Raw genomic sequence first — 24,106 nt, 5'->3', positions numbered from 1 at the left:
GCCGTCGAGTCACTCATCTGGGCGGCCGCTGGAGGAGCTCGGCGCCGGCAGATGCCACCGGCGTCACCGCACGGGTCCAGCCACGATCCTCGAGAGCGAAGACAGTCTCGGGACTTCCGGGGTTCACCACGATGAAGTCGCTTCTGAATTCATCCGCGACTTCGATCAAGCGGTCGGCGGACAATTTGTCATACAGGAGCGGGCCAGGAGCAACACATTGCTTGTAACCTCCGAGTACATCCAGGCGTCGCTGCCACTCCTCCCACGCCTCCCCACCGTAGGGAACATCCTTGCAATCCGCGATCACGGCGCGTTGGGTGATCAGCTTCACCCACTCGAAGCGAGGCGGGGCCACTAGGACCGCGCCCTCCGGCACAACCTCGCGGACCTCTTCGCCCCAGGTGCGGAGGTTGGGGTCACCGATGAATGTGAAGGATGGCTCACGCAACGTCAGACCGCCGCTGACGGCTGTGACGATGAGCACCACGAGGCCCGCGACGAGCGAGGCTGACGCTGATCGTCGGGCAATGTCCGCTGACCTCAGTGTCGAGAGGGTGAACCACACGACTGGTCCGAGAAGTGCCAGGCCCATCAGCACAAGGCGAGGCCCGAGATCCGTGGGGAACCCCGGCGCTGTAAGATAAGCGATCCATCCCACGCCCCAGGCAACCAGGAAGACCGGAACCTTCCACCCGCGCAGCCGGACAAGAAGCGGAGCGAACAGACCCCATACGGCGAACGGAACGAGAACAGCTCCGAGCCGGTAAACGTTGACGCCCTGCGCAATCGTCCCGAGGAAAGGGATACGAAGCGCATCGCTGGCAAATCCGAGCGTGTAGCCGAGGGTCGCTAGTCCCACAGTCGCGTACCAAATCCACCGATGAGACCGCGGAAGGACCACCGCGCTCAACACCGCCAGGACGATGAGCCCGATCGTTGACAGCAGTTCTACTCGAGTCCACAGGTGGGCCGCGCAATGGAACGGGATCACCTGGTCGCAGATCCGGACGAAGTCCTCGAGATTCGACGCTACGGGACGCAGGGTGAGCCCGAACGCGACGAAGGCAGCTGTCAAGACGAGGGCTGCCCCCAGATACCAGTCCACCCTCCGCTCACGTACACCCTCCACGACAAGCATCGACGCGAGAAGGACGAGTGCGATCGAACCCTGCTGTACGTGAACGATCGCGATGAGCGGCGCGAGCACGATGACAAGGATGCGGCGACCGGTGAGCAAACCTGCGATCAACAGGTATATGAGATTGGCCGAGAGAACGGCGGGAAGAGCCTGCGCGATCATCCCTGAGCCTGTGCCACCGATGGCCCAAGGAGTGATGGCCGTGACGATAGTGACGCCCACCGCGACGGGCCAGACGATGGACGGGAAGAATCGATAGGCGATGAGGGCCGTGGCAAGGCTGAACGCAACAAGCCCGAGGCCCCAGAACACCACGTAAACCAACGACAGGATTCCCAGGCTCTCGCCGGCAAAGGTGAGCACATCGAAGAACCAGTGCGGCTGAGGTGCGACTTCCATGAACCAGTCGTTGCGAAATGCTCCTGGATGGGCCCAGCTGAGTCCCTCGACGGACAGCACGAAGTGATCGCCCCACCCGGCGAAGTAGCCGAATCCGATCGTCCCCCAGATCTGCAGGACTGCGAGCAGCGCAGTGAGGACTCCGGTGAGAGGCAACAGTCTGCGTAGAGACCCCCCGCGCGCAACTGAAACGCCCTCATCGGTGCGCGCCGTCACGGCGTTACCTGTCAGCACGCGTACTCCCCTCCCTGGCCCTGCTCTGCTCTTCTTCCAACTGGGCAGTCGTTCGTGTCCAGGTCTCATTGGCGTAATCGTCTTTGTAGACCGCAAGCCGAGTGAACCCGACAACCGATGCCCAGGCATCCGCAAGACGGAATCGGCTCGAGCCTGTCTCGTGCGCATCGCTCAGTGAGACGGGGACCTCTTCTACCCTGATCCCCTGCTGCTCGGCAGCGAGCACGAGCTCGGTCGTCCACATCAGACCCATCTCGCGCGAGAGGAGGGCGAAAGAACGAGCCCAGTCGCCCTCGACCCAGATTGTCCCTTGACTGTCTCCGACCCGAGACTGCAGAAGTGCCGCACGCAGGAAACGAAAGACGCGGGACTGAATGACACGTCTGCTGCTGCGGACGACCTCGGACTCCGGGTGCGCCTTCGACCCGACCGCGACCACTGTATCTGCCGACAGCTTGTTGAACTCCTGCAGATCGGAGAAACCGAAGGGCAGGTCATCCGCAGTCAGCAACAACCACTGACCGGAGCTCGCAAGAACTCCTGTGCGCAATGCTTCGCCGAGACCGGCGCCCGAATGCAACACCACGAGAGCGCATCCATGGCTCCAGGACCCCTCCAGATCTTCGAGCACGGCGGTGGTGCGATCCGTCGAGCCGTTCTCTACGACGATGATCTCGTCGCCTGAGCGAAGGCGTTCTGCCAACTGATCGATCGTGTCGCCGATGACGGACTCGCCGTTGCGAGTGGGCACGATCACGCTGGTGTGTGACCGGACGTCGTCGGGCGCGAGGCGCGCCCCCAGACGCCGACTGAGCCGACTGCGCTCCATCGAGCGCACGTGGGACGGCATGGAGGTGAGCGACCAGACCAGTCCTCCGAGGGATACCGTCACCAACAGGCCGAGGGCAGCGGACAGCTCTGCGTAATGATAGAGGTCGGGAAGTACCAGCACGGCCGACGCGAGCCCAACCATGAGCGTCGGCGATGCGATGGCGAGAGAGGCCTTGAGCAATCTTCGCTGGGGTGATCGTCTCATCATCGCGATCACGTACGCCACGATGATGAAGGCGATCATCGCACCGAACTGCTTGATCACGTAGAGGGCCTTCGCCAGGTACAGACCCACGGCGTCGAGGGGTTCTGCTGAGATGGCCGTGAAGTACGCATCGCGGAGGATCGCATCGTACTCGGCACTTCCGACCGTGACCTCGGGCGCGACCTCAGCGACAAGTTCGCGCGTTTCCTCAGGATCGGGTGAGATCTCGAAGACCGACGGCTCACCTGTGATCGATTGAGGGTGCGACAGTCCCAGGTACAACTGCTGCCATGTGCCGTGGAAATCGGGCGTCTCCGCGCTGGTCGTCAAGATCGCGCTGGAACGCCCCGCGTCGACGAGCGTGGTGACCGCTGTCTGAATGCCGACCGACAGGGAAACGGCCACCACGGCTGCGGCAAGAGCGCGAACCCATCTGAGACGGTCGTTCACCATGAGCCACCACAAGACCCCAACCGCGATCGCGACACCGACGCCGGAAAAGGACTTGGTGACGTTCCCTAATCCCGCAATGAAGACAAGGCCGGCACTCGCCACGATGACACGCGTCCACGAGAGTCTGTACGTACTCAAGTGCAGAATGAGCGCCAAGGAGAGAAATGCAAGGGACGCCGCGACGCCGTAGAACGCGTGTACGCGCAGAGTGCTCACGCTGTCCGAGAGCCCGTACTCCGTCCCCACGAGGATCGTTCCTTGATTGAGCAGCCACATCGCGGCGGGAAGCAAGATCAGTGCATACCCGGCTCTGGCTCGACGGAAGATGCGTGCGACGGACGTGGGGAGCCAGAGCAGTGGCGTCGCTACGAGGATCGCCATGAGGAGGGAGAGGCCGGGGTACGGAGACGTCGAGCCGGTGAGATGACCCATCAGGCTTGCAGCGAGATACGCGCCAGTGTCGTCATTCCATGCAGCAGCGATCAGTTCGACACGATCGCTGCCCGGGTCCGAAGCGGCCGCGCTCTGCGTCCGCGGCGAACCCGTGTCGATCTGTTTGACGAGAAGAACGCCAGTCTCGTGATACGTCTCGTACGTGGCCCTCAGTTCGGCGCCCCGATCCGCCTCCCACGCAAGCTCCGGCATGCTGACGACGGCGGCGAACGACGCGAAGCTGAGGACGGCACCCACGAGGAGGAGAAAGAGACTCGTCGAACGCGGCCACATCCTGTTGGTCGCGGAAAGAGAGCCTGACGAGTGCATGGATCCTTCTCGTTCGAATGGCAGGGTTGTCGGACGGCCTCGACCGTCGCACGCCCGGGAACAGCGGACACTTTCAGCATCCGATCAATCGCGTCCGTCATGGCCGAGCCAACACCGGCCCGACATGAGACAGTCGTCGAAAGAGAGCGAGATGACTCTATTGTGCCCGATCGGACGCTGGGAGTCCGTCGGACGCGGCGCGGCTCACTCCAGCTGATTGCTCCACATCGATAGAGCAGACCCTATGGCCATGTGCATGTCGAGGTACTGGTACGTCCCCAAGCGTCCGCCGAAGTAGACATCTTTCTCCGCTTCCGCAAGCCGCCGATAGGCCAGGACAGCGGTACGGTCGTCGGGCGTGTTCACGGGGTAGTAGGGCTCGTCAGCCGCGTCAGCGAACCGCGAGTACTCACGGACCACCACAGTCCGGTCAATGGGGTAGATGTCGAACCGCTCAGGGTGGAAATGCTTGAACTCGTGGATGCGGGTGAACGGGACGTCGAGGTCCGCATAATTCATCACCGCCGTCCCTTGGTAGTCACCGACGTCGAGTACCTCTTGCTCAAAGTCGAGTGTGCGCCATGCGAGTTTGCCTTCGGAGTGGCCGAAATAAGCGTCGAGCGGCCCGGTATAGACCACGGGAACCTGACCGACGACGTCGCGCTTGTTCAAGGGCTGTCCCTCGTCGAAGAAATCCGTCGAGAGAACCACGTCGATCCGGGGGTGGTCCGCCATGTTCTCGAGCCACGCCGTGTACCCGTCATTGGGTAACCCTTGCCAGGTGTCGCTGAAGTAGCGGTTGTCGTAGGTGTACCGAACCGGCAGGCGCGTGATCACCTCGGCGGGCAGTTCACGCGGATCGGTCTGCCACTGCTTCGCCGTGTAGTCGCGGATGAAAGCGTCGTACAGAGGCCGACCGATCAAGGCTATGCCCTTCTCCTCCAGACTTGTCGCGTCCGACAATGACGAGCCCGACGTCTGCGATTGCAGAAGCTGTCGTGCCTCTGCGGGTGAATAGGCCGATCGGAAGAACTGATTTATCGTGCCAAGGTTGATTGGCATGGGGTACACCACGCCGGCGTGCGTGGTGAAGACGCGGTGTTCGTACGAGGTGAACCGCGTAAAACGATTCACGTAGTCCCAAACTCGCTGATTGGACGTATGGAACAAATGGGCGCCGTACTTGTGGACCTCGATGCCGGTGGTCGGCTCGCGTTCACTGAATGCGTTTCCGCCGATGTGGGCGCGGCGGTCGATAACGGTCACACTGCGCCCTGCAGCGGCGGCTCGTTCGGCGATCGTAAGGCCGAAGAATCCCGACCCTACGATGAGGATATCCATCGTCCTGACCTCCCGGTTGTTGGCCTCCAGCCCACACTACCGGCGCCGTCGAAGGCATGTTCCCGGCGCGGCGCATGTGATGATGGAGAACATGCATTCGGACCGCTTCTCCCGGTCGGCGTCGCTGATCTCCCGCGCATGGTCGTCGAGCGCCGTCAGGTATCTGGCCGTCGGCGGCTTCAGCTTTCTCTTCGATGTATTCGTGCTGTGGCTACTGCATGAGGTCTTCCTCGTTCCCCTTACTATCAGTACCCCAGTCGCGTTCCTCACGAGTTTTGCCGTGACCTACACGCTCCAGCGAACCGTCGCATTCCGGGCCACAGACGGCGTCGCCCCCAGCGTGGTGAAATACGCGATCCTCGTGGGTGTCAACACGGTCGCGACCACCGCCATCGTCTGGGCAGCAGATGCCCTGGGTCTCCCCTGGATCGTGGGCAAGGTGGCCGCAGTGGTCACCACGACGATCTGGAACTACTTCGCATATCGTTACTGGGTCTTCGCAGCCCGGAAAGTTGTTGACTGATGTACAAAGGCGCTCGGATCGCGGCCGTCGTTCCCGCTTACAAAGAAGAACTGATGATCGCACGGGTCATCGAAACCATGCCGGAATATGTCGACGACATCATCATCGTCGACGACTGCAGTCCGGATGACACGAGCGGCGCGGTCGCCAGGGTCGCGGATGCACGTGTCACGCTGATCCGCCACGAAGTGAATCAGGGCGTCGGCGGTGCCATCATCACGGGGCACAAGGCGGGGATCGAGCTCGGCTCGGACGTCCACGTCATCATGGCCGGAGACGCACAGATGGATCCGGACTATCTTCCGGCCCTTCTCGATCGCGTCACCGACGACGGCTACGGGTTCTCAAAGGCAAACCGCTTCTACTCACCAGAGTCCTTCGACGGAATGCCCCGCTACCGGGTCTTCGGGAACATCACTCTTTCCTTTATGACCAAGCTCGCCTCCGGTTATTGGAACCTCTTCGACCCCCAGAACGGCTACACGGCCGTGCGCACCGAAGTATTGCGCAGGCTGCCGCTCGATCGTGTCGCCAAGCGCTACAGCTTCGAGAACGATCTTCTCATGCACCTGAACATCCTTCAGGTGCCCGCGGTCGACGTCCCCATCCCAGCGGTGTACGGGGACGAAGTCTCGAGCATCAAGCTGCGCAACGTCGTGCCCGAGCTCATCAACCGGCTCACCGTGGGATTTTGGACCCGAGTCTGGTATCGCTACGTACTCTGGTCGTTCTCCCCGATCGCGCTGTTGCTGTTCCTCGGCCTTGCTCTCTTCCTATTCGGAATCGCGGTGAGCATCTGGATGGTATTCCAGATTGCCGCCTCGGTCATCGCAACGGCAGCCACTGTCATGCTGGCCGCGCTCCCACTCATGATAGGCACCCAGATGCTGATCAGCGCGTTGCAGCTCGACATCCAGGCAACGCCCTCAACACCGTCGTATGCACCGTTCCGCGACGCCGATGAGGCCGGGCCTAAGCGCGGACGGTAGAGACGACGGCGCCGCCGCCCGACGCGGACCGAAGCGCAGACTCAACGACTTCGAGCGTGTGCGCGGCCTCAGCCATGGTTGACAGCTCGGTGGGAGCTCCGAGGACCGCGTCCCTGAACGCCTCGAGCTCGGCGCGCAAAGGCTCTTTCTTCGCGAACGCGAATCGAGTCACATCGCCCTCCGACACTCCGCGGAAGGAAGAGACCGACTCCCACTCCAAGGCGACAGTACCGTTCGCGTAGAACGTGAGGTCACCAGTCGCAGTGTCGGCGATGAACGTTCCTCGCTCCCCGGTGACTACGGTAACCCGCTCCTTCATGGGGCTCAGCCAGTTGATCAGGTGATTGGCAATGATTCCATTTCTCAGCCGCCCGGTCATCGAGATCATATCTTCGTGAGCGCGACCGCTCTTATGGGCAGTCTGCGCCGACACCGACGCATAGCCCGACTGCGCCACCCACGCAGTGAGGTCCACATCGTGCGTCGCGAGATCCTTCGCCACACCGACGTCGCCGATCCGACCGGGGAAACTGCTCTGGCGGCGTGTGGCGATCTGATACACATCGCCGGCGTCGCCTGCAGCCAGCCGCGCGCGCAACTGCTGCAGAGCGGGATTGAATCGTTCGACGTGTCCGACGACGCCTACGAGACCACGTGCGGAGAACGCCTCTGCCACCGTGTACCCGGTCACGGTGTCTTCAGCGATCGGCTTTTCTACGAGGGTGTGAATCCCCGCTTCAGCGAGCGCGAGCGCGGCTTCCGCATGAAATCTCGTCGGAATCGCGACGATGGCCACGTCAAGCCCGACAGCGATGAGGTCATCGACACCATGAAGGACACTCAGCCCACCGGCGACACGATGAGGATCGCCCCCCGGGTCAGCAACGGCAACCAGTTCAACACCCGGCACGTCCCGGAGAATGCGGGCATGATGGCGACCCATCATGCCCAGCCCAATGAGCCCCGCACGAAGATCGGCCATCAGGCACCCGCCCGCGCGACAGCGTTCACCGCAGTGACCACGCGCTCGAGGTCGTCCTGCGTCAGCGAGGGATGGACGGGAATCGAGACGACTTCGCGCGATGCGCGTTCCGTCTCAGGAAGCTCGAGACCTGGGGCGTACGAGGCGAGAGACGGGAGACGGTGATTCGGAATCGGATAGTAGACACCGCTTCCGATTCCATACTCATCGCGCAGTGCCTTGACGAATCCGTCGCGGTCATCAACGACACGGATCGTGTACTGGTGGTAAACGTGCACGGCGCCATCGCGGACCGGCGGGACGACAACGCCCGACAGATTAGCATCCAGGAACGCCGCGTTGTCCTGCCGAGTCTTGGTCCAGCCACCAACCTTTGTCAACTGAACTCGTCCGATGGCGGCGTGGATGTCTGTCATGCGAGCGTTGAAGCCCACGATCTCGTTCTCGTACTGCTTCTCCATGCCCTGGTTTCGCAGGAGCCTCGCGTTGCGTGCGATCGACTCATCGGCCGCGACGATCATGCCGCCTTCGCCGCTGGTCATGTTTTTCGTTGGGTAGAGAGAGAACATTGCGAACGAGCCAAAGCCTCCGACAGGGGTTCCGTGAAGCGAGGCACCGTGTGCCTGGGCTGCATCCTCGTAGAGGGCAATACCGTGCTTGGCGGCGATCGCTCCGAGCTCACCCATGAGCGCGGGATGACCGTACAGATGGACCGGCATGATGCCCTTCGTCCTCTCTGTGATCACCGCCTCGACGGAGTCGGGAGACAGTGTGAAAGTATCGGGCTCGATGTCGGCGAATACGGGCTTTCCGCCCGCTAATGCGACAGAGTTCCCGGTCGCAGCGAACGTAAATGAAGGCACGATGACTTCGTCGCCTACTCCGACACCGGACGCGATCAAGCCGAGATGCAGTCCTGCCGTACCAGAGTTGACGGCCACGCTGGGTCGACCCGGCACGAAGTGTGCGGAGAACTCTTTCTCGAACGCCGCGACCTCGGGCCCCTGCGCAACCATTCCGCTGCGCAGAACTCGGTCGACGGCAGCGCGCTCATCGTCCCCGATGATGGGCTTGGCTGGGGGAATGAAATCGATCACTGTTCCGCCTTTCTGAGGATCCCGTCGATTTCGACGTATCGCTCGCCGGTCGTGGGGCATTCCCACTCTCCGGGCTCCATTTCTCGCAACGGGATGCCGGCGGTCCCGACCCAACCGATGCGCCTCGCCGGCACACCCGCCACGAGGGCGAAAGCCGGCACGTCCTTGACTACTACGGCACCCGCGGCCACCGTCGCCCACGCACCGACAGTGACCGGCGCGACGCAGGTGGCGCGCGCGCCGATCGACGCACCTCGCTCGACCGTTACACCCACAGGGTCCCAGTCGTGCGCGCTCTTGAGTGAGCCGTCCGGGTTGATGGCGCGAGGGTAGGTGTCGTTGGTGAGAACCACGGCGGGCCCGATAAACACCCCATCGGCGAGTCGAGCGGGTTCGTACACGAGGGCGTAATTCTGAACCTTGCAATTGTCGCCGAGCACGACCCCGGTGCCGATGTAGGCGCCACGTCCTACGACGCAATTGATTCCGAGCGAGGCATCCTCGCGAATCTGAGCCAGATGCCAGATCGAACTCCCATCACCGATGATTGCGCTCGGCGAGACGTCTGCTCCGTCCGCCACGCGAACAGAAGAAGGTACGCCCCCGGTAGAAGGGGGTTGGGAATCAGGTGCGGACACGTCTACGGAGTCTAGTCGGGGATCCGATCCGGTCACGACTACCATGGGACGGTGATAAACGGATCCCCTGGAAGAGCCCGGCGAGTGGCATCCATCGCGGTTCCGATTCTTTTCTTGATGACACTCGTCAGTTGGGCATTTGCTTCCCCAGTCGGCTCGAGCCCCGACGATAACTTCCATCTCCCATCGATCTGGTGCGGTCTGGGCGATCGCGAGGGCCTCTGCGAGCCGTCGGGAGACGACTCGACCCGACTCGTTCCCACACCTGTCACGACAGCGCCTTGCTACGCATTCCAGCCCAACGAGAGTGCCGCCTGCTGGATCTCCGATGAATCTGGCCTGTCCGAGGCCACTTGGATGAACGCGGTCGGACTCTATCCGCCCCTCTTCTACACCACGATGTCTGTCTTCGTCGGACCGGACGTGACGACATCTGTGATCACTATGCGGATCTTCAATTCGACGTTGATCGTAGGCATTCTGTCCACAGTGTTCTTCGTTCTGCCAACGCGCCTACGGCCCGCTCTAGTGATCTCCATACTGGCAACGTCCGTGCCACTGGGACTTTTCGTCTTCGCGTCCACCAACCCTTCGTCATGGGCCATGCTCGCCGCAGCGATCATCTGGGTTTCCCTCTACGGGGCTACGCAAACGACGGGTCGTCGCCAAGTCGCCCTGGGCTCGCTCGCTGTGTTGGGGGCAGTGCTCGGGGCCGGTTCACGGGCCGACTCCTCCATCTACGCGGTGTTCGCGGTGGTGCTCGCAGCCGTCCTCGGCGTACGCCGAGGACACGCACGGTCCCTCCTCGTGCCCGGTATCGCCGCCGCCGTCATCGTCGCCGTCTGCGCAGGGTTTTACCTGTCATCGGGTCAGAGCGCTTCACTCGCCGCGGGTCTTCCGACAGACAACCCACCCCTGACGGGCGGACAGCAGCTCGCGAATCTGTTTGGTGTCCCCGTCTTGTGGTACGGGGCGTTCGGTGCATCGGGCCTCGGCTGGCTGGATACTGTGCCCCCGGCTGCCGTCACCAATCTCGCCTTCGCCGTGTTCGCCGCAACCATTTTCATCGGGATTCACCGCCTTACTGCGCGGCGGGCACTGGCCGTCGCGGCAGCCTTCGGCGCGCTGTGGCTCGTTCCTTTCGTCCTGCTTGCCCAGTCCAGGGCCGTCGTCGGTACGGAGGTGCAGTCGCGGTATCTGCTCCCCCTCATCATCATTCTCGTCGGAGTCGCAAGCCTGACTCCCCAAGCGAGTGCCGCATGGCAGGGGCCGCGTTCGCTCGTCGCAGGGACGGCGCTCGCCGTAGCGATGTCGCTTGCCCTGCACGCGAATATCCGCCGATACACCGTTGGCGCAGACAGCAACGCCATCGATCCCGGGGCCGGTGCGGAGTGGTGGTGGGTGACAGGCCCGTCTCCCATGGGGATCTGGATCATCGGGACGGTGTGTTTCGCAGGTATCTTCGCCCTCCTCTACGTCGTGCTGCGCAATGGCGTCGTCGAACCCGGAATCGACAGTGAAGAGCTCACGCGCTGATGGCGGTCCCGCTCACGATGCTTTGTTGCTGATGCCGTCCCTCGTGCCGCGCATGGCGGCGGCGATCTTCTGAGGACGGTCTCGCTCGCAGAGCAGGACCTTGATCCACGCCTTGAGGTTGTAGGCGACGTCTTCGCGGAACCACGGACCCGGCCCGAACCGGCGGAGAAGGAGGAGCCGATTCCGCGACATGTAGTACTGCCGCATGGGCGAGTAATTGGACAGATAGACCCGTCTGCCGAAGAGACGCGCTTCCTGCGATGCACCGAAGCGATGGTCGAGCACCGTATCGAACGCCTTGAGGTTGACCCATCCCGCGCGACGGGCGCGGAGAGAGATGTCGTGGTCGACGTAGTCGATGAACAGCGATTCGTCGTGCAGGCCGATCTCCTCGAGCATCCCGCGAGGGAAGAGCGCGCCCGAGGAGATGAGCACCTCGCGTGGAGCCCATCCCGATCCCCGCTCCGCGTTATACATGAATCCGGTCTCCTCGGCGCGGAGCGCCGGCCCGACGATCCCGGCCCGAGGCCCGGCCGCACCGTGCACCGAGAGGAGCACCTCCAGCATGCCCGGAGTCACCGTGCTGTCCTGATCGAAGATCCAGACGAAGTCGTACCCCTCGGTCAGCGCGCGACGCATGCCGGCGTTGAATCCCGCCGCCACCCCCACGTTCCCGTCCTGCGTCAGGAAGGTGACCCGTGGGTCGTCGCCGAACCTGGAGAGCACCTCGCGCGCCGAGCCATCTGGGGAGTTGTCGACCACGAAGACCCGGTCGACCTCGCCGAGGAGGGCGACGAGGTTGCCCTCGGTTTCGGCAGGGGGGTGGAACGTGAGCATGACGCCCGCTGTGGCGGATCGGGTCACTCGGAGCGCTCCGCCACGCTCACCTTGGCCGACACCGTGCCCATCGTGCTGGTGTCGCCGCGGACGGTGAGGAGCGCGCCCTGCTTGAGGCCGTGACTGCTGGGCTCACTCACTCCGGCGGCGTTCGCGTTGATGAAGTACTGACCGGGACCGAAGTGCACCTGCGCGATGGAGAGGTCGACGCGGGTCGGTCCGGAGATGGGGGCGAGGCGGACCCCGAGGATGTCGGTGTTCGATGCGAGCACCATCTGCCCGAGCGGTGTGTCGATGCTGAACCCGACCTCCCAGCGCTCCATCGGGCGCAGAGCGTCGACGGAGACCCGGATCGTCATCGGATCACCCTCGGAGATCTCGGCTGCAGGCTGGCCGTCCGCATCCAGGATCTCGATCCTCTTCACCTGGATCGGGTGGATCGTCTCCTCGCGTGCGGCCTCGTCGGCGCGTCGGCCGTCGAGAACGTTCCGCAGCGCGCCGATGGCCTCGTTCGTGTCGCCATCGAACACCACCTTGCCGTCGCTGAGGACGACGCCGCGATCGCACAACTCGGCGACCTGCTGCGCGGAGTGGCTGACGAGGATGATGGTGCGCCCCTCCTCGCGGAACAGCTGGATCCGCTCCATGCACTTGCGTTGGAACGCCTCGTCGCCGACGGCGAGCACCTCGTCGACGAGGAGGATGTCGGGGTCGGTGTGCACGGCCACGGCGAAAGCGAGGCGCACGTACATGCCCGAGGAGTAGAACTTCACCGCGGTGTCGATGAAATCGCCGATCCCGCTGAACGCGACGATGTCGTCGAATCGTTCGTCGATCTGAGCGCGGGTGAGACCGAGGATGGATGCATTCAGGAAGACATTCTCACGTCCGCTGAGGTCGGGGTGGAATCCCGCCCCGAGTTCGAGCAGAGCCGCCATCCGACCGCGCGTCTGCACCGTTCCGCTCGAGGGCGACACGATCCCGCCGATGAGCTTCAGCAGGGTGCTCTTGCCCGACCCGTTCGCTCCCATGAGTCCGACCGTGGTGCCCGCCTCGATCGTGAGCGTCACGTCGTCGACAGCGTAGAAGTCCTGTCGGTGGGCCTTACCGAGCCGCCCGAGATGCACGATGCGGTCCTTCAGGCTGTTGTCCTTGCGTACCCGGAAGAACTTCGTCACGCCCGCGAGGCGCACGATGTCGGGCCGTGCCGTGGTCATGTCGTCGGTCATCACAGCTCCTGCGCGAAGTTGCCCTGGAGGCGGGTGAAGACCCGCTGCGCGATCCACAGGAGGACGAGGCCGATGAGGCCCGCGATCAGCATGCGCAGACCCAGGTTGGGCGGGTAGTCCGCCAGCGTCCCAGCGCCCCAGAAGGCCCGGTGGAAGCCCAGGACGCCGATGGTGATCGGGTTGGCGGCGTAGATCTCCAGAACCCACGACGGCAGCGAGAGACGGTTGATGGCGTCGGTCACCATCTGCCACGAGTACACGATCGGCGACGCCCACATCGCCAGCATCATGACGACCTCGGTGAGGTACTGGATATCGCGGAGGTAGACGTTCAATGCGGAGAGGAGGAGTCCGATCGCCACACCGTAGACCAGGATCAGTCCGACGGAGGGGAAGAACCACAGCATCTCGGCGGGTGCGGGAAGCGCTTTGAAGAGGACCGCCGCGAGGAGCAGGATCCCCAGCTGGACGACGAACATGAAGGCCGCGCCGCCGATGCTCGCGAGCGGGAAGATCTCGCGGGGCAGGTAGATCTTCTTGACCAGCCCGGCATTGCCGATGATCGATCCCGTCGAGCCGAAGACCATGTCGCTGAAGAACGCGAACAGGGTCAACCCGGAGAAGAGGTAGATCGCGAACTGGTCGATGCCCTGGGCCGCGCGCAGGAACTGACCCAGAACGATGAAGTACATCAGGAACTGGATGATCGGGCGGATGACGGTCCACAGGAACCCGAGGAAGCTGTCTCGGTAGCGCGCTTGGAGGTCTCGCCGTACGAGCAGGTTGAGAAGCTCGCGGCGGGACGCGATCTCGCGCAGTTTGCCTCCACGCCGGTTGGTGCGGAGACCACCGGGGTCGACGGTGATGAACGGCTCGCGAGCGAGCCGTTCGAAGCGTGCGGAAGTATCCACGGTTCCTACTCGGGTCTCAGAACGGTCACTGCACTATATCCGCGCGCAGGTGGGCATCCGCCCGACCGTCGTGCGGCGCGAGGCTCACGACGTCCCTCCGGCGTGGCCGAGGCTGCGGCGGAGGCGCCTGAGCGCGCGACGCGGGATCGACAGGACACGGCGCGGCACAGTCAGCGCGCGATGAAAATGGCTCGAGCGATCCAGCATCCACCCGAGCTTGCGGCCGACGCGGGGATGGAGGGAGAAGTACATGCGCACGAAGTCCCGTAGACGACCCTCGCCGGTGTAGCCGGCGCTCTTGATGAACATCGTCTTCTCGACATTGTCTCCGGGCAGAGTCGTCGAGATCTGATCGAGGTTGAACTCCAGCGACGTGTGGCTGATCGACATGTACTCGGCCGTGGAGATCGTGCGGGTGTGGAAGCCCAGCTCCGCCGCGGCGTATGACGGCATCCGCTCGAGCACGTGCGCGAGTCCGCCGTCCTGGTAGGCCTCCGCCCCGCCGAACTGCCCGTACGTCCAGTCGTGCTCCACGAGGAGTCGGAGCGATTCGGGACGAGCGATGTACATGGACCCGTACGGTGCGAGCGGAGAGATCTCGTCGAGGGGAACCCGGATGCCGAGCACATGGCACAGCTTCTCGAATGCCGGCTTGTTCGACCACCATCCACGGCCCATGGCGGGGTAACCGATGTGGATCATCGGTGGGTAGACGAGGCCGAGACCCGGCTCCTTCTGGAACAGTCCGAGAACGTTGGCGGTGTAGCCGGGGCTGTTGAGGAGATTCGTGAACTGCTGCGACTTGAAGTGACGACCGATGTTGTATCCGTCCTGGGGCGTCTTCTTCGAGTGGAGCTTCACGACGAGGTCGTAGCGGTCCGATGTGAGGATGTCGCGACAACCGATGAGGAAGGCGCTCTGATCACGGCCGTCGTTGGAGGCGAGCACGCGGACGTCGACCCCCCGACCGTCGCGGGGACGCCGTGCCACGATCTCTCGGATCTGCTGCGCCCTGTCGGCATCCGGTGTGGTCACGACGAGGTCGTATACGCCCGGAAGCGTGTCGACGAGGTCGAGCATCTCGTCGGTCATCTCGACGTAGAAGATGTGCAGCAGAGCGGCGATCCGGAACGGCCGTTCGGGGTCGTAGGAGACGTCGATCTCGGGCAGGACCTCGTGCATCGCGAGATCGGCATTGAACGCCTTCGGCTCGACATTGCGTGCCAGGTTGCTCAGGATGAGGTCGACCGGATACCCGTATCGCCGGGCGTCGTCGACGAGCCACCTGCCGATGACGCCGTGCCGGTCCAGGAAGGGCGGCCAGTGGAAGAACGGACGACGCTTGAGAACAGGACACCCGTCCGCGAGCAGGAGATCCGCATTGAACAGCGCCGGATGATCCGTCGGATAATCCGCCGACGGATACGCCACCCCCGACGAGAACCCCCGCGACAGGAAATGCTCCGTGAACACCGCCTCGTGCTTGAGGACCGCATCGAAATACCCCGGCATCACCGGCAGATCCCGCCAATACTCCGCCCACGCCTCCGACAGGAACATCTCCCGCCGCACCGCGATCCAGAACGACTGCAGGTGATAATCCAACACACCCTCACCCGTGAACGGATTCGGCTCCTCACGCGCATGATCGGTCATCCCCCAGAAATGAACCGACTCCGCACCCATCCGCTCGAACACCGGACCATACGGACGCACCGGACCGAACCACGTGTCATTGGTCAGCAGAACCTCATCGAACTCCGAGAGCCCCGCACCCACATGATCCAACGCATCCTTATGCGCCCAGATATCGAACCCACGGTTCTCGCGCACCAGGATCTCATCCGACACCGGCTCCAGCTTCGCCCGACCCTCCGCCGACAACGAACCATTCACCACCACCAGCACACGAGCCGCATGCTCCCGCAACCCCGCCAACGCGAACGGAATATAGTCCTCGACCTCACCCCGCCGATCCCACACCACATACACCACAAGACGACGACCACCCACAGGAAAAACCGCAGGCGCGGCCGACGCGCTCACGAGCGTCCTCGCAGTCGATCGTTGAGCACGCGCGCCCGGATGACCGCACGCCGCGCGGCTTGGTACACCGGGTCGATGGCGTGGGAGACCCGGGGGTGATTGAGGCGGAGGTACATCCGCGCGAGCGGCACCGCTCCCCCTCGCCCGGTCCATCCGGCACGGTGGAGGAACTGGATCTGATCGATGGGGTAGCCCGGGGTCGTGGACGAGAGCTGGTCGAGCTTGAACTCGATCGCCGTATGGCTGATGTCGGCATGCTCTGCATTCAGGACGGTTCGGCAGTGCATGCCGCTCTCGCCCGCCGCATACGCGATCAGACGCTCCTGGACGGGGCCGAGCAGGAGTCGATCCTTGCCCTTGGGCGCATAGTCGTCGTACGTCCACTCGCGACGCAGGAGCACTCGGAGAGCTTCGGGACGGGCGAAGAACATGCCCCCGAGCGGGGCGAGCGGCGACACGTCGTCGAGGGGAACCTTGATGCCGAGCTCCTCCACGAAGTCCTCGATGAGCGGGCGGTAACCCGACCATCCCTGGCCCATGGTGGGGATCCCGATGTGGACCATAGGCGGGAAGACGACGCCGAGGCCAGGCTCCTTCTGGAACAGCGCCAGCACGTTGGCGACGTACCCCGGAGAGCTGGAGAGGTTCTCGAACTGGTGGCGCGTGAAGTACCTGCTCGCGTTGTGCGACTTCTTCGACGACCTCTTGGAGTGGAGTTTGAGCACGAGGTCGTAGTCGTCGGAGAGCAGGATGTCGCGACAGCCGATGAGGAAGGCGCTCATATGGCGCCCGAGCTTCGACGGCACGACCCGCACTTCCGTGCGACGATCGGCTGGATGTGGCCGCTCAGCGAGCAGCCGACGGATCTTCTCCGCGCGTCGCTCCTCATTCGTCGTGATCACCAGGTCGGCGCCCGGGAGGTGGTCGACGCGGTCCAGCATCTCGTCAGCCATGTCGACGTTCGTGATGTTGAGGATGGCGACGATCCGCAGGGGTCGCTCGGGGTCGTACGAGACGTCGATCTCGGGAAGCACCTCGAGCATCGCCGCATCCGCGTTGAGCGTCTTCGGCGGGACATTGCGGGCGAGGTCCTCCCACAGCAGCGGCATCGGATAGTCGTAGGCCGCGACCTTCTGCAGGATCTCGCGGCCGATGACGCCGTGTCTGTCCAGGAACGTCGGGTAGTGGAAGAACGGACGACGCTTGAGAACAGGACACCCGTCCGCGAGCAGGAGATCCGCATTGAACAGCGCCGGATGATCCGTCGGATAATCCGCCGACGGATACGCCACCCCCGACGAGAACCCCCGCGACAGGAAATGCTCCGTGAACACCGCCTCGTGCTTGAGGACCGCATCGAAATACCCCGGCATCACCGGCAGATCCCGCCAATACTCCGCCCACGCCTCCGACAGGAACATCTCCCGCCGCACCGCGATCCAGAACGACTGCAGGTGATAATCCAACACACCCTCACCCGTGAACGGATTCGGCTCCTCACGCGCATGATCGGTCATCCCCCAGAAATGAACCGACTCCGCACCCATCCGCTCGAACACCGGACCATACGGACGCACCGGACCGAACCACGTGTCATTGGTCAGCAGAACCTCATCGAACTCCGAGAGCCCCGCACCCACATGATCCAACGCATCCTTATGCGCCCAGATATCGAACCCACGGTTCTCGCGCACCAGGATCTCATCCGACACCGGCTCCAGCTTCGCCCGACCCTCCGCCGACAACGAACCATTCACCACCACCAGCACACGAGCCGCATGCTCCCGCAACCCCGCCAACGCGAACGGAATATAGTCCTCGACCTCACCCCGCCGATCCCACACCACATACACCACAAGACGACGACCACCCACAGGAAAAACCGCAGGCGCGTGCGCTGGAAGCCCGGTGGACATCAACGATTGCCCTGGGCGAGCGCTTTCAGAAGGTACGCTCCGTATCCGCTCTTCACCAGGGGCTCAGCGCGGTTGCGGAGCTCGTCGTCCGAAAGGAATCCCATCCGCCATGCGACCTCTTCCGGGCATCCGATGGACAGACCCTGGCGCTTCTCGACCGTGCGGATGAAGTCGGTCGCCTCGCTGAGGGAGTCGAAGGTTCCGGTGTCGAGCCAAGCCGTTCCGCGAGGGAGGAGCTCGACGCGCAGGTCGCCCCTCTCGAGGTAGACCTTGTTGATGTCCGTGATCTCGAGCTCTCCGCGCGGCGACGGCCGCAGGGCCTTGGCGATCTCGATCACATCGTTGTCGTAGAAGTACAGGCCAGGCACGGCGTAGTTGCTCTTCGGGTGCGACGGCTTCTCTTCGAGCGACACGACGCTGCCGTCGGAGTCGAATTCGACGACGCCGTACGCGGAGGGCTCGTCCACCCAGTATCCGAAGACCACCCCGCCGGTCAGCTCGGTGTACTGGCGCAGACGTGTGCCCATGCCCTGTCCGTAGAAGATGTTGTCTCCGAGCACGAGCGCAGCGGATTCGGACCCGATGTGCTCCTCGCCGAGGATGAACGCCTGCGCGAGACCATCGGGAGACGGCTGGGTCTTGTACGTGATCGAGACGCCGAACCGCTCGCCGTCTCCGAGCAGCCGCTGGAACTGGTCGGAGTCCTGGGGGGTCGTGATGATGAGGATGTCGCGGATTCCCGCGAGAAGCAGGGTCGACAACGGGTAGTAGATCATCGGCTTGTCGTACACAGGAACGAGCTGCTTCGAGATGCCGAGCGTGATCGGATGAAGCCGCGAACCCGTGCCGCCGGCCAAGATGATTCCGCGCATTGATCTAGTCTCCCATCGAGGACGGGCCGAGCCAACCTGAAACACCTCTGCCCGCCAACTCCACAGGAAGCCACCAGTACCCTGGACGCATGCGCAGACTCCTCGTCACCGGGGGTGCCGGATTCATCGGCTCCAACTTCGTCCACCACGTCATCTCGCACACCGACGACCACGTCACGGTGCTCGACAAGCTCACCTACGCGGGCAACATCGCCTCGCTCGACGGGCTCCCTGCCGAGCGACTGGACTTCGTGCACGGCGACATCGCCGATGCCGAGCTCGTCGACCGGCTCGTGGGCGACGCCGATGCCGTGGTGCACTACGCCGCCGAGTCGCACAACGACAACTCGCTGCACGATCCGCGACCGTTCCTCGACACCAACATCATCGGCACGTACACCCTGCTCGAGGCAGCCCGCCGTCATGACCGCAGGTTCCACCACATCTCGACGGATGAGGTGTACGGCGACCTGGAGCTCGACGATCCGGCGCGTTTCACCGAGCAGACGCCCTACAACCCCTCATCGCCGTACTCGTCGACGAAGGCCGGCAGCGACCTTCTCGTGCGTGCGTGGGTGCGTTCGTTCGGCGTGCGGGCGACGATCTCGAACTGCTCGAACAACTACGGGCCGTACCAGCATGTCGAGAAGTTCATCCCCCGTCAGATCACCAACGTCATCCGCGGCATCCGTCCGAAGCTCTACGGCGCAGGCGAGAACGTTCGGGACTGGATCCACGCCGACGACCACTCGTCGGCAGTGCTCACAATCCTCGACAAGGGAAAGATCGGCGAGACCTACCTCATCGGCGCTGACGGCGAGAAGAACAACAAAGATGTCGTCGAGCTGATCCTCGAGCTCATGGGCCAGCCGAAAGACGCGTACGACCACGTCACAGACCGCGCCGGTCACGATCTCCGCTACGCGATCGACTCCACCAAGCTGCGCACGGAGCTCGGCTGGGCACCGTCGTACGGCGACTTCGAAGCCGGGCTCGCGGCCACCGTGGAGTGGTACCGCGACAACGAGTCGTGGTGGGCGGGCACCAAGGACGGCGTCGAGGCCTTCTACGCGACCAAGGGCCAGTGATGACGGAGTTCGGCAAGCAGCTGACCGCCCTCGAGACACCCATCCCCGGGATGGTCGTGCTCGAGCTCCCCGTCCACGGCGATTCGCGCGGCTGGTTTAAGGAGAACTGGCAGCGCGAGAAGATGACGGCGCTCGGCCTTCCGGACTTCGGCCCGGTGCAGAACAACATCTCCTTCAACGATGCCGTCGGCACGACCCGCGGCATCCACGCCGAGCCGTGGGACAAGTGGGTCTCGGTCGCCACCGGCCGCATCTTCGGCGCGTGGGTCGACCTGCGCGAAGGTCCCTCGTTCGGCACGGTCTTCACGATCGAGCTCGACCCCTCCCGGGCGATTTTCGTCCCGCGCGGCGTGGGCAACTCGTATCAGACGCTTGAACCCGACACGGCGTACACCTATCTCGTGAACGACCACTGGTCGCCTGACGCGTCGTACTCGTTCCTCAACCTGGCCGACGAGACCGTGGCGATCGACTGGCCCATCGCGCTCTCCGACGTCGAGATCTCCCCGAAGGACCTCGCCCACCCGCGCCTCGCCGACGTCACCCCGATCCCGCCGCGGAAGATCCTGGTCGTCGGCGCCGGCGGCCAGCTCGGACTCGCGCTGCGCGAGGAGTTCGCCGGCGAGGACCACGTCGAGTTCGCGACCAGAGCCGAGCTCGATGTCGCCGACCCCGGCCTCGTCGACGCCCGCCGCTGGCGCGACTACGGCGCGATCGTCAACGCCGCCGCCTACACGGCGGTCGACACGGCCGAGACGCCGGAAGGCCGACGGGATGCCTGGGCGTCGAACGTCACCGGTGTGGCGGCGCTCGCGCGGATCGCCGCCGAGAACGGGCTGACCCTCGTGCATGTCTCGAGCGACTACGTCTTCGACGGCTCGCTGGAGCGCCCGTACACGGAGGACGACGCCATCAGTCCGCTCGGTGTGTACGGCCAGACGAAGGCGGCCGGCGATGCGGTCGTGTCGGCGGTGCCGCGCCACTACATCGTCCGGACGTCGTGGGTCATCGGCGAAGGCAAGAACTTCGTGCGCACCATGGCCTCGCTGGCCGAGCGGGGCATCGATCCGAAGGTCGTCGATGACCAGGTCGGGCGCCTGACCTTTACGGGCGACATCGCGCGCGGCATCCGGCACCTCCTCGAGAGCGGGGCGGCGTCCGGGATCTACAACCTCACCGGCGGGGGCGAGCCCACGACGTGGGCGGACATCGCCCGGCGGGTCTTCGAGCTCACCGGGCACGATGCGGCGAGGATCACAGGGGTGTCGACCGACGAGTACTTCGGCGCGGCCTCCGCACCGGTGGCCCCTCGCCCGCGCAACAGCGTCCTCGACCTGTCGAAGATCACCGCGACCGGACTCTCCGTCGCGGACGCCGCCGCGTCGCTGCCTGCGATTCTCAACGCGTCCACATGAATCTCACCGCGGCCTCAGCCGGCCGCGGTGAGATTCGGGGTGGGATCGTCAAAGAACCCGGAGATCGCGGGTCAGGGCACCGTCACGTCCCGGCAACCCATCAGTGTGTGGCCACCGACGCCACTGTTGATGGCGTACACGCAGATGCGATGCACGCCCGCTGCGACGGCAACCCGCTCAGAGATTCCGTGTCGATCTCCGAAGGCGGGGTACGCGCGGGCCACATCAGACCTCGACTTGTCAGCCGTGTACTCCGCACCCGCAGGCCCGACATACACGTGAGTCTTGATGGGCGCGGAGGTGTCTGGATCGATCGCCCAACCCACGACATCTACTGCTCCCGTAACGGCGGTGACCGACTCGAGGTTCCCAAATGGGGCGCGCCCCAGATCGGGACTCGTCGGCACCACATTCACCACCCTGCAACCAAGGAGTGGGTGCCCTCCTGCTGCGTTATTGATCGCGTAGACGCAAATGGTGGAAGTGCCGGTCGGCAACGTGATCGTCTCCGAGAAGCCGTGATTCGCGCCCGAACTCGGGTAGAGTGATCCGACATCGCTCCGAGCCTTATCCGCGGTGTACTCGAAGCCCGCACCCCCCACATAGACGTGCACCTTGATCGGAGCTGCGGTGTCGGGGTCGATCGCCCAGCCCGAGACGACGGCGATGTTCCCAGCGAGAGTGACCCCTTCATAGTTGCCGAAGGGCATGCGACCGAGATCAGCGGTGGGAGCAGCTACTGTGACGTTCTTGCACCCGAGGAGGGTGTTGCCGCCTGCCGCGTTGTTGATCGCGTAGGCGCATACGGAACTCACTCCGACCGGGAGGGCAACGCTGTCGAAGAATCCATGGTCAGGCCCGAACCCGGGGTATTGCGCACCGATATCAGATCGTGGTCTGTTCGCGGTGATTTCGCTCCCGGCTGCTCCGACGTAGAGGTGGACCTTGATAGCCGCGGTCGTGTCAAGGTCGAGTGCCCACCCCGTAACCTCCGCTCGAGCGCCGACAACGACAACCGATTCCAATGCCCCGACCGGCGCGCGCCCGAGCTCGGCTGCACCGGGCACCGTAATTGTCTGGCACCCCAGTGCCGTGGTCGTGCCCGGGCCAGAGTTGATCGCGTACACACATACTGTGTATACGCCCGGAGCCGCGGCGAGCTTCGCGTCAAAGCCATGGTTTACCCCATAAACCGACGGGTAGGCGACCGAGACAAGATCGGATCGAGCCACCCCCGCGTTCAGTGCCGTCCCTGCATTGCCCACGTAGACGTGCACCGAAGTCGGACCGACCAGATCGGGATCAAGAGCCCAACCGGTGACTTGAACACCTCCGTCGACGCCACGCACGGACTCGAGCTTGCCTTGGGGCGCTCCACTCATCGCATCCGTGAGCTGACAGCGAAGGAGGACGTTCGCCCCCGCACCTACGTTCATGGCGTACACGCACACGTTGACACTTCCCGATCCCGTCGCAGGGATCTTCACGTCGAATCCGTGCTTGCTGCCCAACGCCGGGTACGCCGCACCGACATCTCCACGCTCGACTGCTGCCAAGTGAGCCGACCCCACGGGGCCAACGTAGACATGGATGGCCAGCGACTCCGTGGAGTTGGGGTCGGCCGCCCACCCCACGACGCGATACTCGCCGGGGGATGCCGCGACGAGTTCGACATTGCCGAAGGGACTGTTGGCTGCCACTGAGCTTGCGCCGAACCAGTCATTGAAGAACTGATAGAAGTTCCTGTTGCCGTAGGCCGAACATCCATCGCCGAGCCCGTAGCCCGCACGCAGCGCTGCGGCGTTCGGCTGGTACGGCGTGTAGTAGTACAGCGCAGCGGTCGCCTTGTTCTCGATCAGCACGGGGGAGGAACCGCACGCTGCGTTCGGGTTGTAGAGGACATTGGAGACGCGCCCGACGGGGTACCACGTGAAGTACTGGCTCGTTCCGGGTGGGTTGCCGTAGCGCTTCAGCTGCCACGCGGCTCCCATGACCTGATTGAAGAAGCCGTAGTAGCGCGTGTCGCACGCCGCGGTGTCGGGGCAGCCCTGCCCCATCGCGATCCGGTAGCGCGTCGCACTGGGGTTCGTGTGGGTGATCAGGCTCTGTTCCTTCTCGAGCATCACCAAGATGACTTGGGGGTTGAGTCCACACGCCTGCGCGACCCGGAAGATGATGGTCGAGGCTCGCTCTCTTCCTCCGCCTTGGTAGGCGCCGCACATGGCGTTCGCCTCAATGGCGCGCGACGTGTCGTAGTAGTCCTTGAGGCAGGTGTTCCCTGCGGCACACGATCGGACCTTCGAGTCGAGGAACGCCTGGATCTGCCCCTCCGACATGGTGCCGGAGTTGTAGAAGACGGCGTCGGAGATGATGTTCCCGGGGCGGAACTGCGACAGGTCGGCTGTCAACGCGGGACCACTCGGACCGGCGATCGCCGGAGCAGGGCCCGTCGCCGCCGATGCCGGAGCCGTGGGGAGCAGTCCGACACAGAGCGCGGCGCAGATCGCGAAGGCGACGGCGAGGCGCGCTGTCGACGCGCGCACCGAACGTCCGAGAACAAGCTTCATGTGATCAGTGTGACTGAAGTGACTGGTGAATACCAACGATCAGTTGGAGAGCACTGCAACACGCCGGGCTCGTGATGACCTCTCGGGCGGTCGAGTC

18 protein-coding genes are annotated in these 24,106 nt (G+C 63.9%); 5 read left to right on the top strand and 13 right to left on the bottom strand.

Annotation, left to right across the window (positions count from 1 at the left end; all coding sequences use genetic code 11):
- Positions 1-13: 13 nt before the first annotated feature.
- From B0B14_RS15210 to glf, 3 genes are all read right to left on the bottom strand, one after another.
- Positions 14-1,771: a DUF6798 domain-containing protein gene (locus B0B14_RS15210; protein ID WP_143733741.1), complete on the bottom strand. Its 1,758-nt coding sequence runs from the start codon at positions 1,769-1,771 to the stop codon at positions 14-16.
- Complete coding sequence (locus tag B0B14_RS15205) at positions 1,758-3,950, bottom strand: glycosyltransferase (protein ID WP_179085347.1); 2,193 nt, start codon at positions 3,948-3,950, stop codon at positions 1,758-1,760. The genes B0B14_RS15210 and B0B14_RS15205 overlap by 14 nt, the downstream gene beginning before the upstream one ends.
- A 276-nt stretch (positions 3,951-4,226) precedes the next feature.
- The gene (glf, locus tag B0B14_RS15200; RefSeq protein ID WP_076683370.1) at positions 4,227-5,363 is read right to left on the bottom strand and encodes a UDP-galactopyranose mutase; all 1,137 of its coding nucleotides are present in this window, start codon (positions 5,361-5,363) and stop codon (positions 4,227-4,229) included.
- Here glf and B0B14_RS15195 point away from each other — a divergent pair.
- Both B0B14_RS15195 and B0B14_RS15190 read left to right on the top strand, forming a co-directional pair.
- Positions 5,350-5,886 (top strand): GtrA family protein, encoded by a 537-nt coding sequence (locus B0B14_RS15195; RefSeq protein ID WP_083710665.1) that lies wholly within the window; start codon positions 5,350-5,352, stop codon positions 5,884-5,886. The genes glf and B0B14_RS15195 overlap by 14 nt on opposite strands.
- Positions 5,886-6,875: a glycosyltransferase family 2 protein gene (locus B0B14_RS15190; protein WP_076683368.1), complete on the top strand. Its 990-nt coding sequence runs from the start codon at positions 5,886-5,888 to the stop codon at positions 6,873-6,875. Before B0B14_RS15195 ends, B0B14_RS15190 begins: the two co-directional genes overlap by 1 nt.
- On the opposite strand, the gene B0B14_RS15185 is transcribed toward B0B14_RS15190, so the two are convergent.
- From B0B14_RS15185 to B0B14_RS15175, 3 genes are read right to left on the bottom strand one after another with little or no spacing between them, the layout of a single operon-like run.
- Positions 6,859-7,857, bottom strand: a complete 999-nt coding sequence (locus tag B0B14_RS15185) for a Gfo/Idh/MocA family protein (protein ID WP_076683366.1) — start codon at positions 7,855-7,857, stop codon at positions 6,859-6,861. The genes B0B14_RS15190 and B0B14_RS15185 overlap by 17 nt on opposite strands.
- A complete protein-coding gene (locus B0B14_RS15180) occupies positions 7,857-8,954 on the bottom strand; it encodes a DegT/DnrJ/EryC1/StrS family aminotransferase (protein WP_076683364.1) in 1,098 nt (365 codons plus the stop codon). The genes B0B14_RS15185 and B0B14_RS15180 overlap by 1 nt, the downstream gene beginning before the upstream one ends.
- On the bottom strand, positions 8,951-9,535 hold the full coding sequence (locus B0B14_RS15175) for an acyltransferase (RefSeq protein WP_256714413.1): 585 nt from the start codon (positions 9,533-9,535) through the stop codon (positions 8,951-8,953). Before B0B14_RS15175 ends, B0B14_RS15180 begins: the two co-directional genes overlap by 4 nt.
- Positions 9,536-9,709: 174 nt before the next feature.
- Here B0B14_RS15175 and B0B14_RS15170 point away from each other — a divergent pair, with 174 nt between their 5' ends.
- Complete coding sequence (locus B0B14_RS15170) at positions 9,710-11,128, top strand: DUF2142 domain-containing protein (protein ID WP_256714423.1); 1,419 nt, start codon at positions 9,710-9,712, stop codon at positions 11,126-11,128.
- Between the two features lie 12 nt (positions 11,129-11,140).
- Here B0B14_RS15170 and B0B14_RS15165 read toward each other — a convergent pair whose 3' ends face one another.
- From B0B14_RS15165 to rfbA, 6 genes are all read right to left on the bottom strand, one after another.
- The gene (locus B0B14_RS15165; protein WP_076683358.1) at positions 11,141-11,992 is read right to left on the bottom strand and encodes a glycosyltransferase; all 852 of its coding nucleotides are present in this window, start codon (positions 11,990-11,992) and stop codon (positions 11,141-11,143) included.
- A complete protein-coding gene (locus B0B14_RS15160; RefSeq protein WP_076683356.1) occupies positions 11,989-13,194 on the bottom strand; it encodes an ABC transporter ATP-binding protein in 1,206 nt (401 codons plus the stop codon). Before B0B14_RS15160 ends, B0B14_RS15165 begins: the two co-directional genes overlap by 4 nt.
- Positions 13,194-14,105: an ABC transporter permease gene (locus tag B0B14_RS15155; protein WP_256714412.1), complete on the bottom strand. Its 912-nt coding sequence runs from the start codon at positions 14,103-14,105 to the stop codon at positions 13,194-13,196. The genes B0B14_RS15160 and B0B14_RS15155 overlap by 1 nt, the downstream gene beginning before the upstream one ends.
- Before the next feature lie 84 nt (positions 14,106-14,189).
- Positions 14,190-16,118, bottom strand: a complete 1,929-nt coding sequence (locus tag B0B14_RS15150; protein WP_256714411.1) for a rhamnan synthesis F family protein — start codon at positions 16,116-16,118, stop codon at positions 14,190-14,192.
- 29 nt (positions 16,119-16,147) lie between these two features.
- Entirely contained in the window at positions 16,148-18,067 is a 1,920-nt protein-coding gene (locus B0B14_RS16845; protein WP_076683352.1) for a rhamnan synthesis F family protein, read from the bottom strand.
- Positions 18,067-18,939: a glucose-1-phosphate thymidylyltransferase RfbA gene (gene rfbA / locus B0B14_RS15140; protein ID WP_076683350.1), complete on the bottom strand. Its 873-nt coding sequence runs from the start codon at positions 18,937-18,939 to the stop codon at positions 18,067-18,069. The genes B0B14_RS16845 and rfbA overlap by 1 nt, the downstream gene beginning before the upstream one ends.
- An 89-nt stretch (positions 18,940-19,028) precedes the next feature.
- Between rfbA and rfbB the strand changes: the two genes are divergently transcribed.
- Together rfbB and B0B14_RS15130 are read left to right on the top strand one after the other, a co-directional pair.
- On the top strand, positions 19,029-20,027 hold the full coding sequence (gene rfbB / locus B0B14_RS15135; RefSeq protein ID WP_076683348.1) for a dTDP-glucose 4,6-dehydratase: 999 nt from the start codon (positions 19,029-19,031) through the stop codon (positions 20,025-20,027).
- A complete protein-coding gene (locus tag B0B14_RS15130; protein ID WP_076683667.1) occupies positions 20,027-21,442 on the top strand; it encodes a sugar nucleotide-binding protein in 1,416 nt (471 codons plus the stop codon). Before rfbB ends, B0B14_RS15130 begins: the two co-directional genes overlap by 1 nt.
- A 71-nt stretch (positions 21,443-21,513) precedes the next feature.
- Here B0B14_RS15130 and B0B14_RS15125 read toward each other — a convergent pair whose 3' ends face one another.
- Positions 21,514-24,009: a hypothetical protein gene (locus tag B0B14_RS15125; protein WP_076683346.1), complete on the bottom strand. Its 2,496-nt coding sequence runs from the start codon at positions 24,007-24,009 to the stop codon at positions 21,514-21,516.
- Positions 24,010-24,106 lie beyond the last annotated feature (97 nt).

This window comes from Microbacterium sp. RU33B (assembly GCF_900155915.1).
Lineage (GTDB): Bacteria > Actinomycetota > Actinomycetes > Actinomycetales > Microbacteriaceae > Microbacterium.
This window is presented reverse-complemented; position numbering and strand designations above follow the sequence as displayed.

Bases quoted from the DNA above. Each gene is read 5' to 3' on its own strand.
- B0B14_RS15195 (WP_083710665.1), top strand. From the start codon at position 5,350: ATGAGGATATCCATCGTCCTGACCTCCCGGTTGTTGGCCTCCAGCCCA.
- glf (WP_076683370.1), bottom strand. From the start codon at position 5,363: ATGGATATCCTCATCGTAGGGTCGGGATTCTTCGGCCTTACGATCGCC.
- B0B14_RS15190 (WP_076683368.1), top strand. From the start codon at position 5,886: ATGTACAAAGGCGCTCGGATCGCGGCCGTCGTTCCCGCTTACAAAGAA.
- B0B14_RS15185 (WP_076683366.1), bottom strand. From the start codon at position 7,857: ATGGCCGATCTTCGTGCGGGGCTCATTGGGCTGGGCATGATGGGTCGC.
- B0B14_RS15170 (WP_256714423.1), top strand. From the start codon at position 9,710: ATGACACTCGTCAGTTGGGCATTTGCTTCCCCAGTCGGCTCGAGCCCC.
- B0B14_RS15160 (WP_076683356.1), bottom strand. From the start codon at position 13,194: ATGACCGACGACATGACCACGGCACGGCCCGACATCGTGCGCCTCGCG.
- B0B14_RS16845 (WP_076683352.1), bottom strand. From the start codon at position 18,067: ATGTCCACCGGGCTTCCAGCGCACGCGCCTGCGGTTTTTCCTGTGGGT.
- rfbA (WP_076683350.1), bottom strand. From the start codon at position 18,939: ATGCGCGGAATCATCTTGGCCGGCGGCACGGGTTCGCGGCTTCATCCG.
- rfbB (WP_076683348.1), top strand. From the start codon at position 19,029: ATGCGCAGACTCCTCGTCACCGGGGGTGCCGGATTCATCGGCTCCAAC.
- B0B14_RS15130 (WP_076683667.1), top strand. From the start codon at position 20,027: ATGACGGAGTTCGGCAAGCAGCTGACCGCCCTCGAGACACCCATCCCC.
- B0B14_RS15125 (WP_076683346.1), bottom strand. From the start codon at position 24,009: ATGAAGCTTGTTCTCGGACGTTCGGTGCGCGCGTCGACAGCGCGCCTC.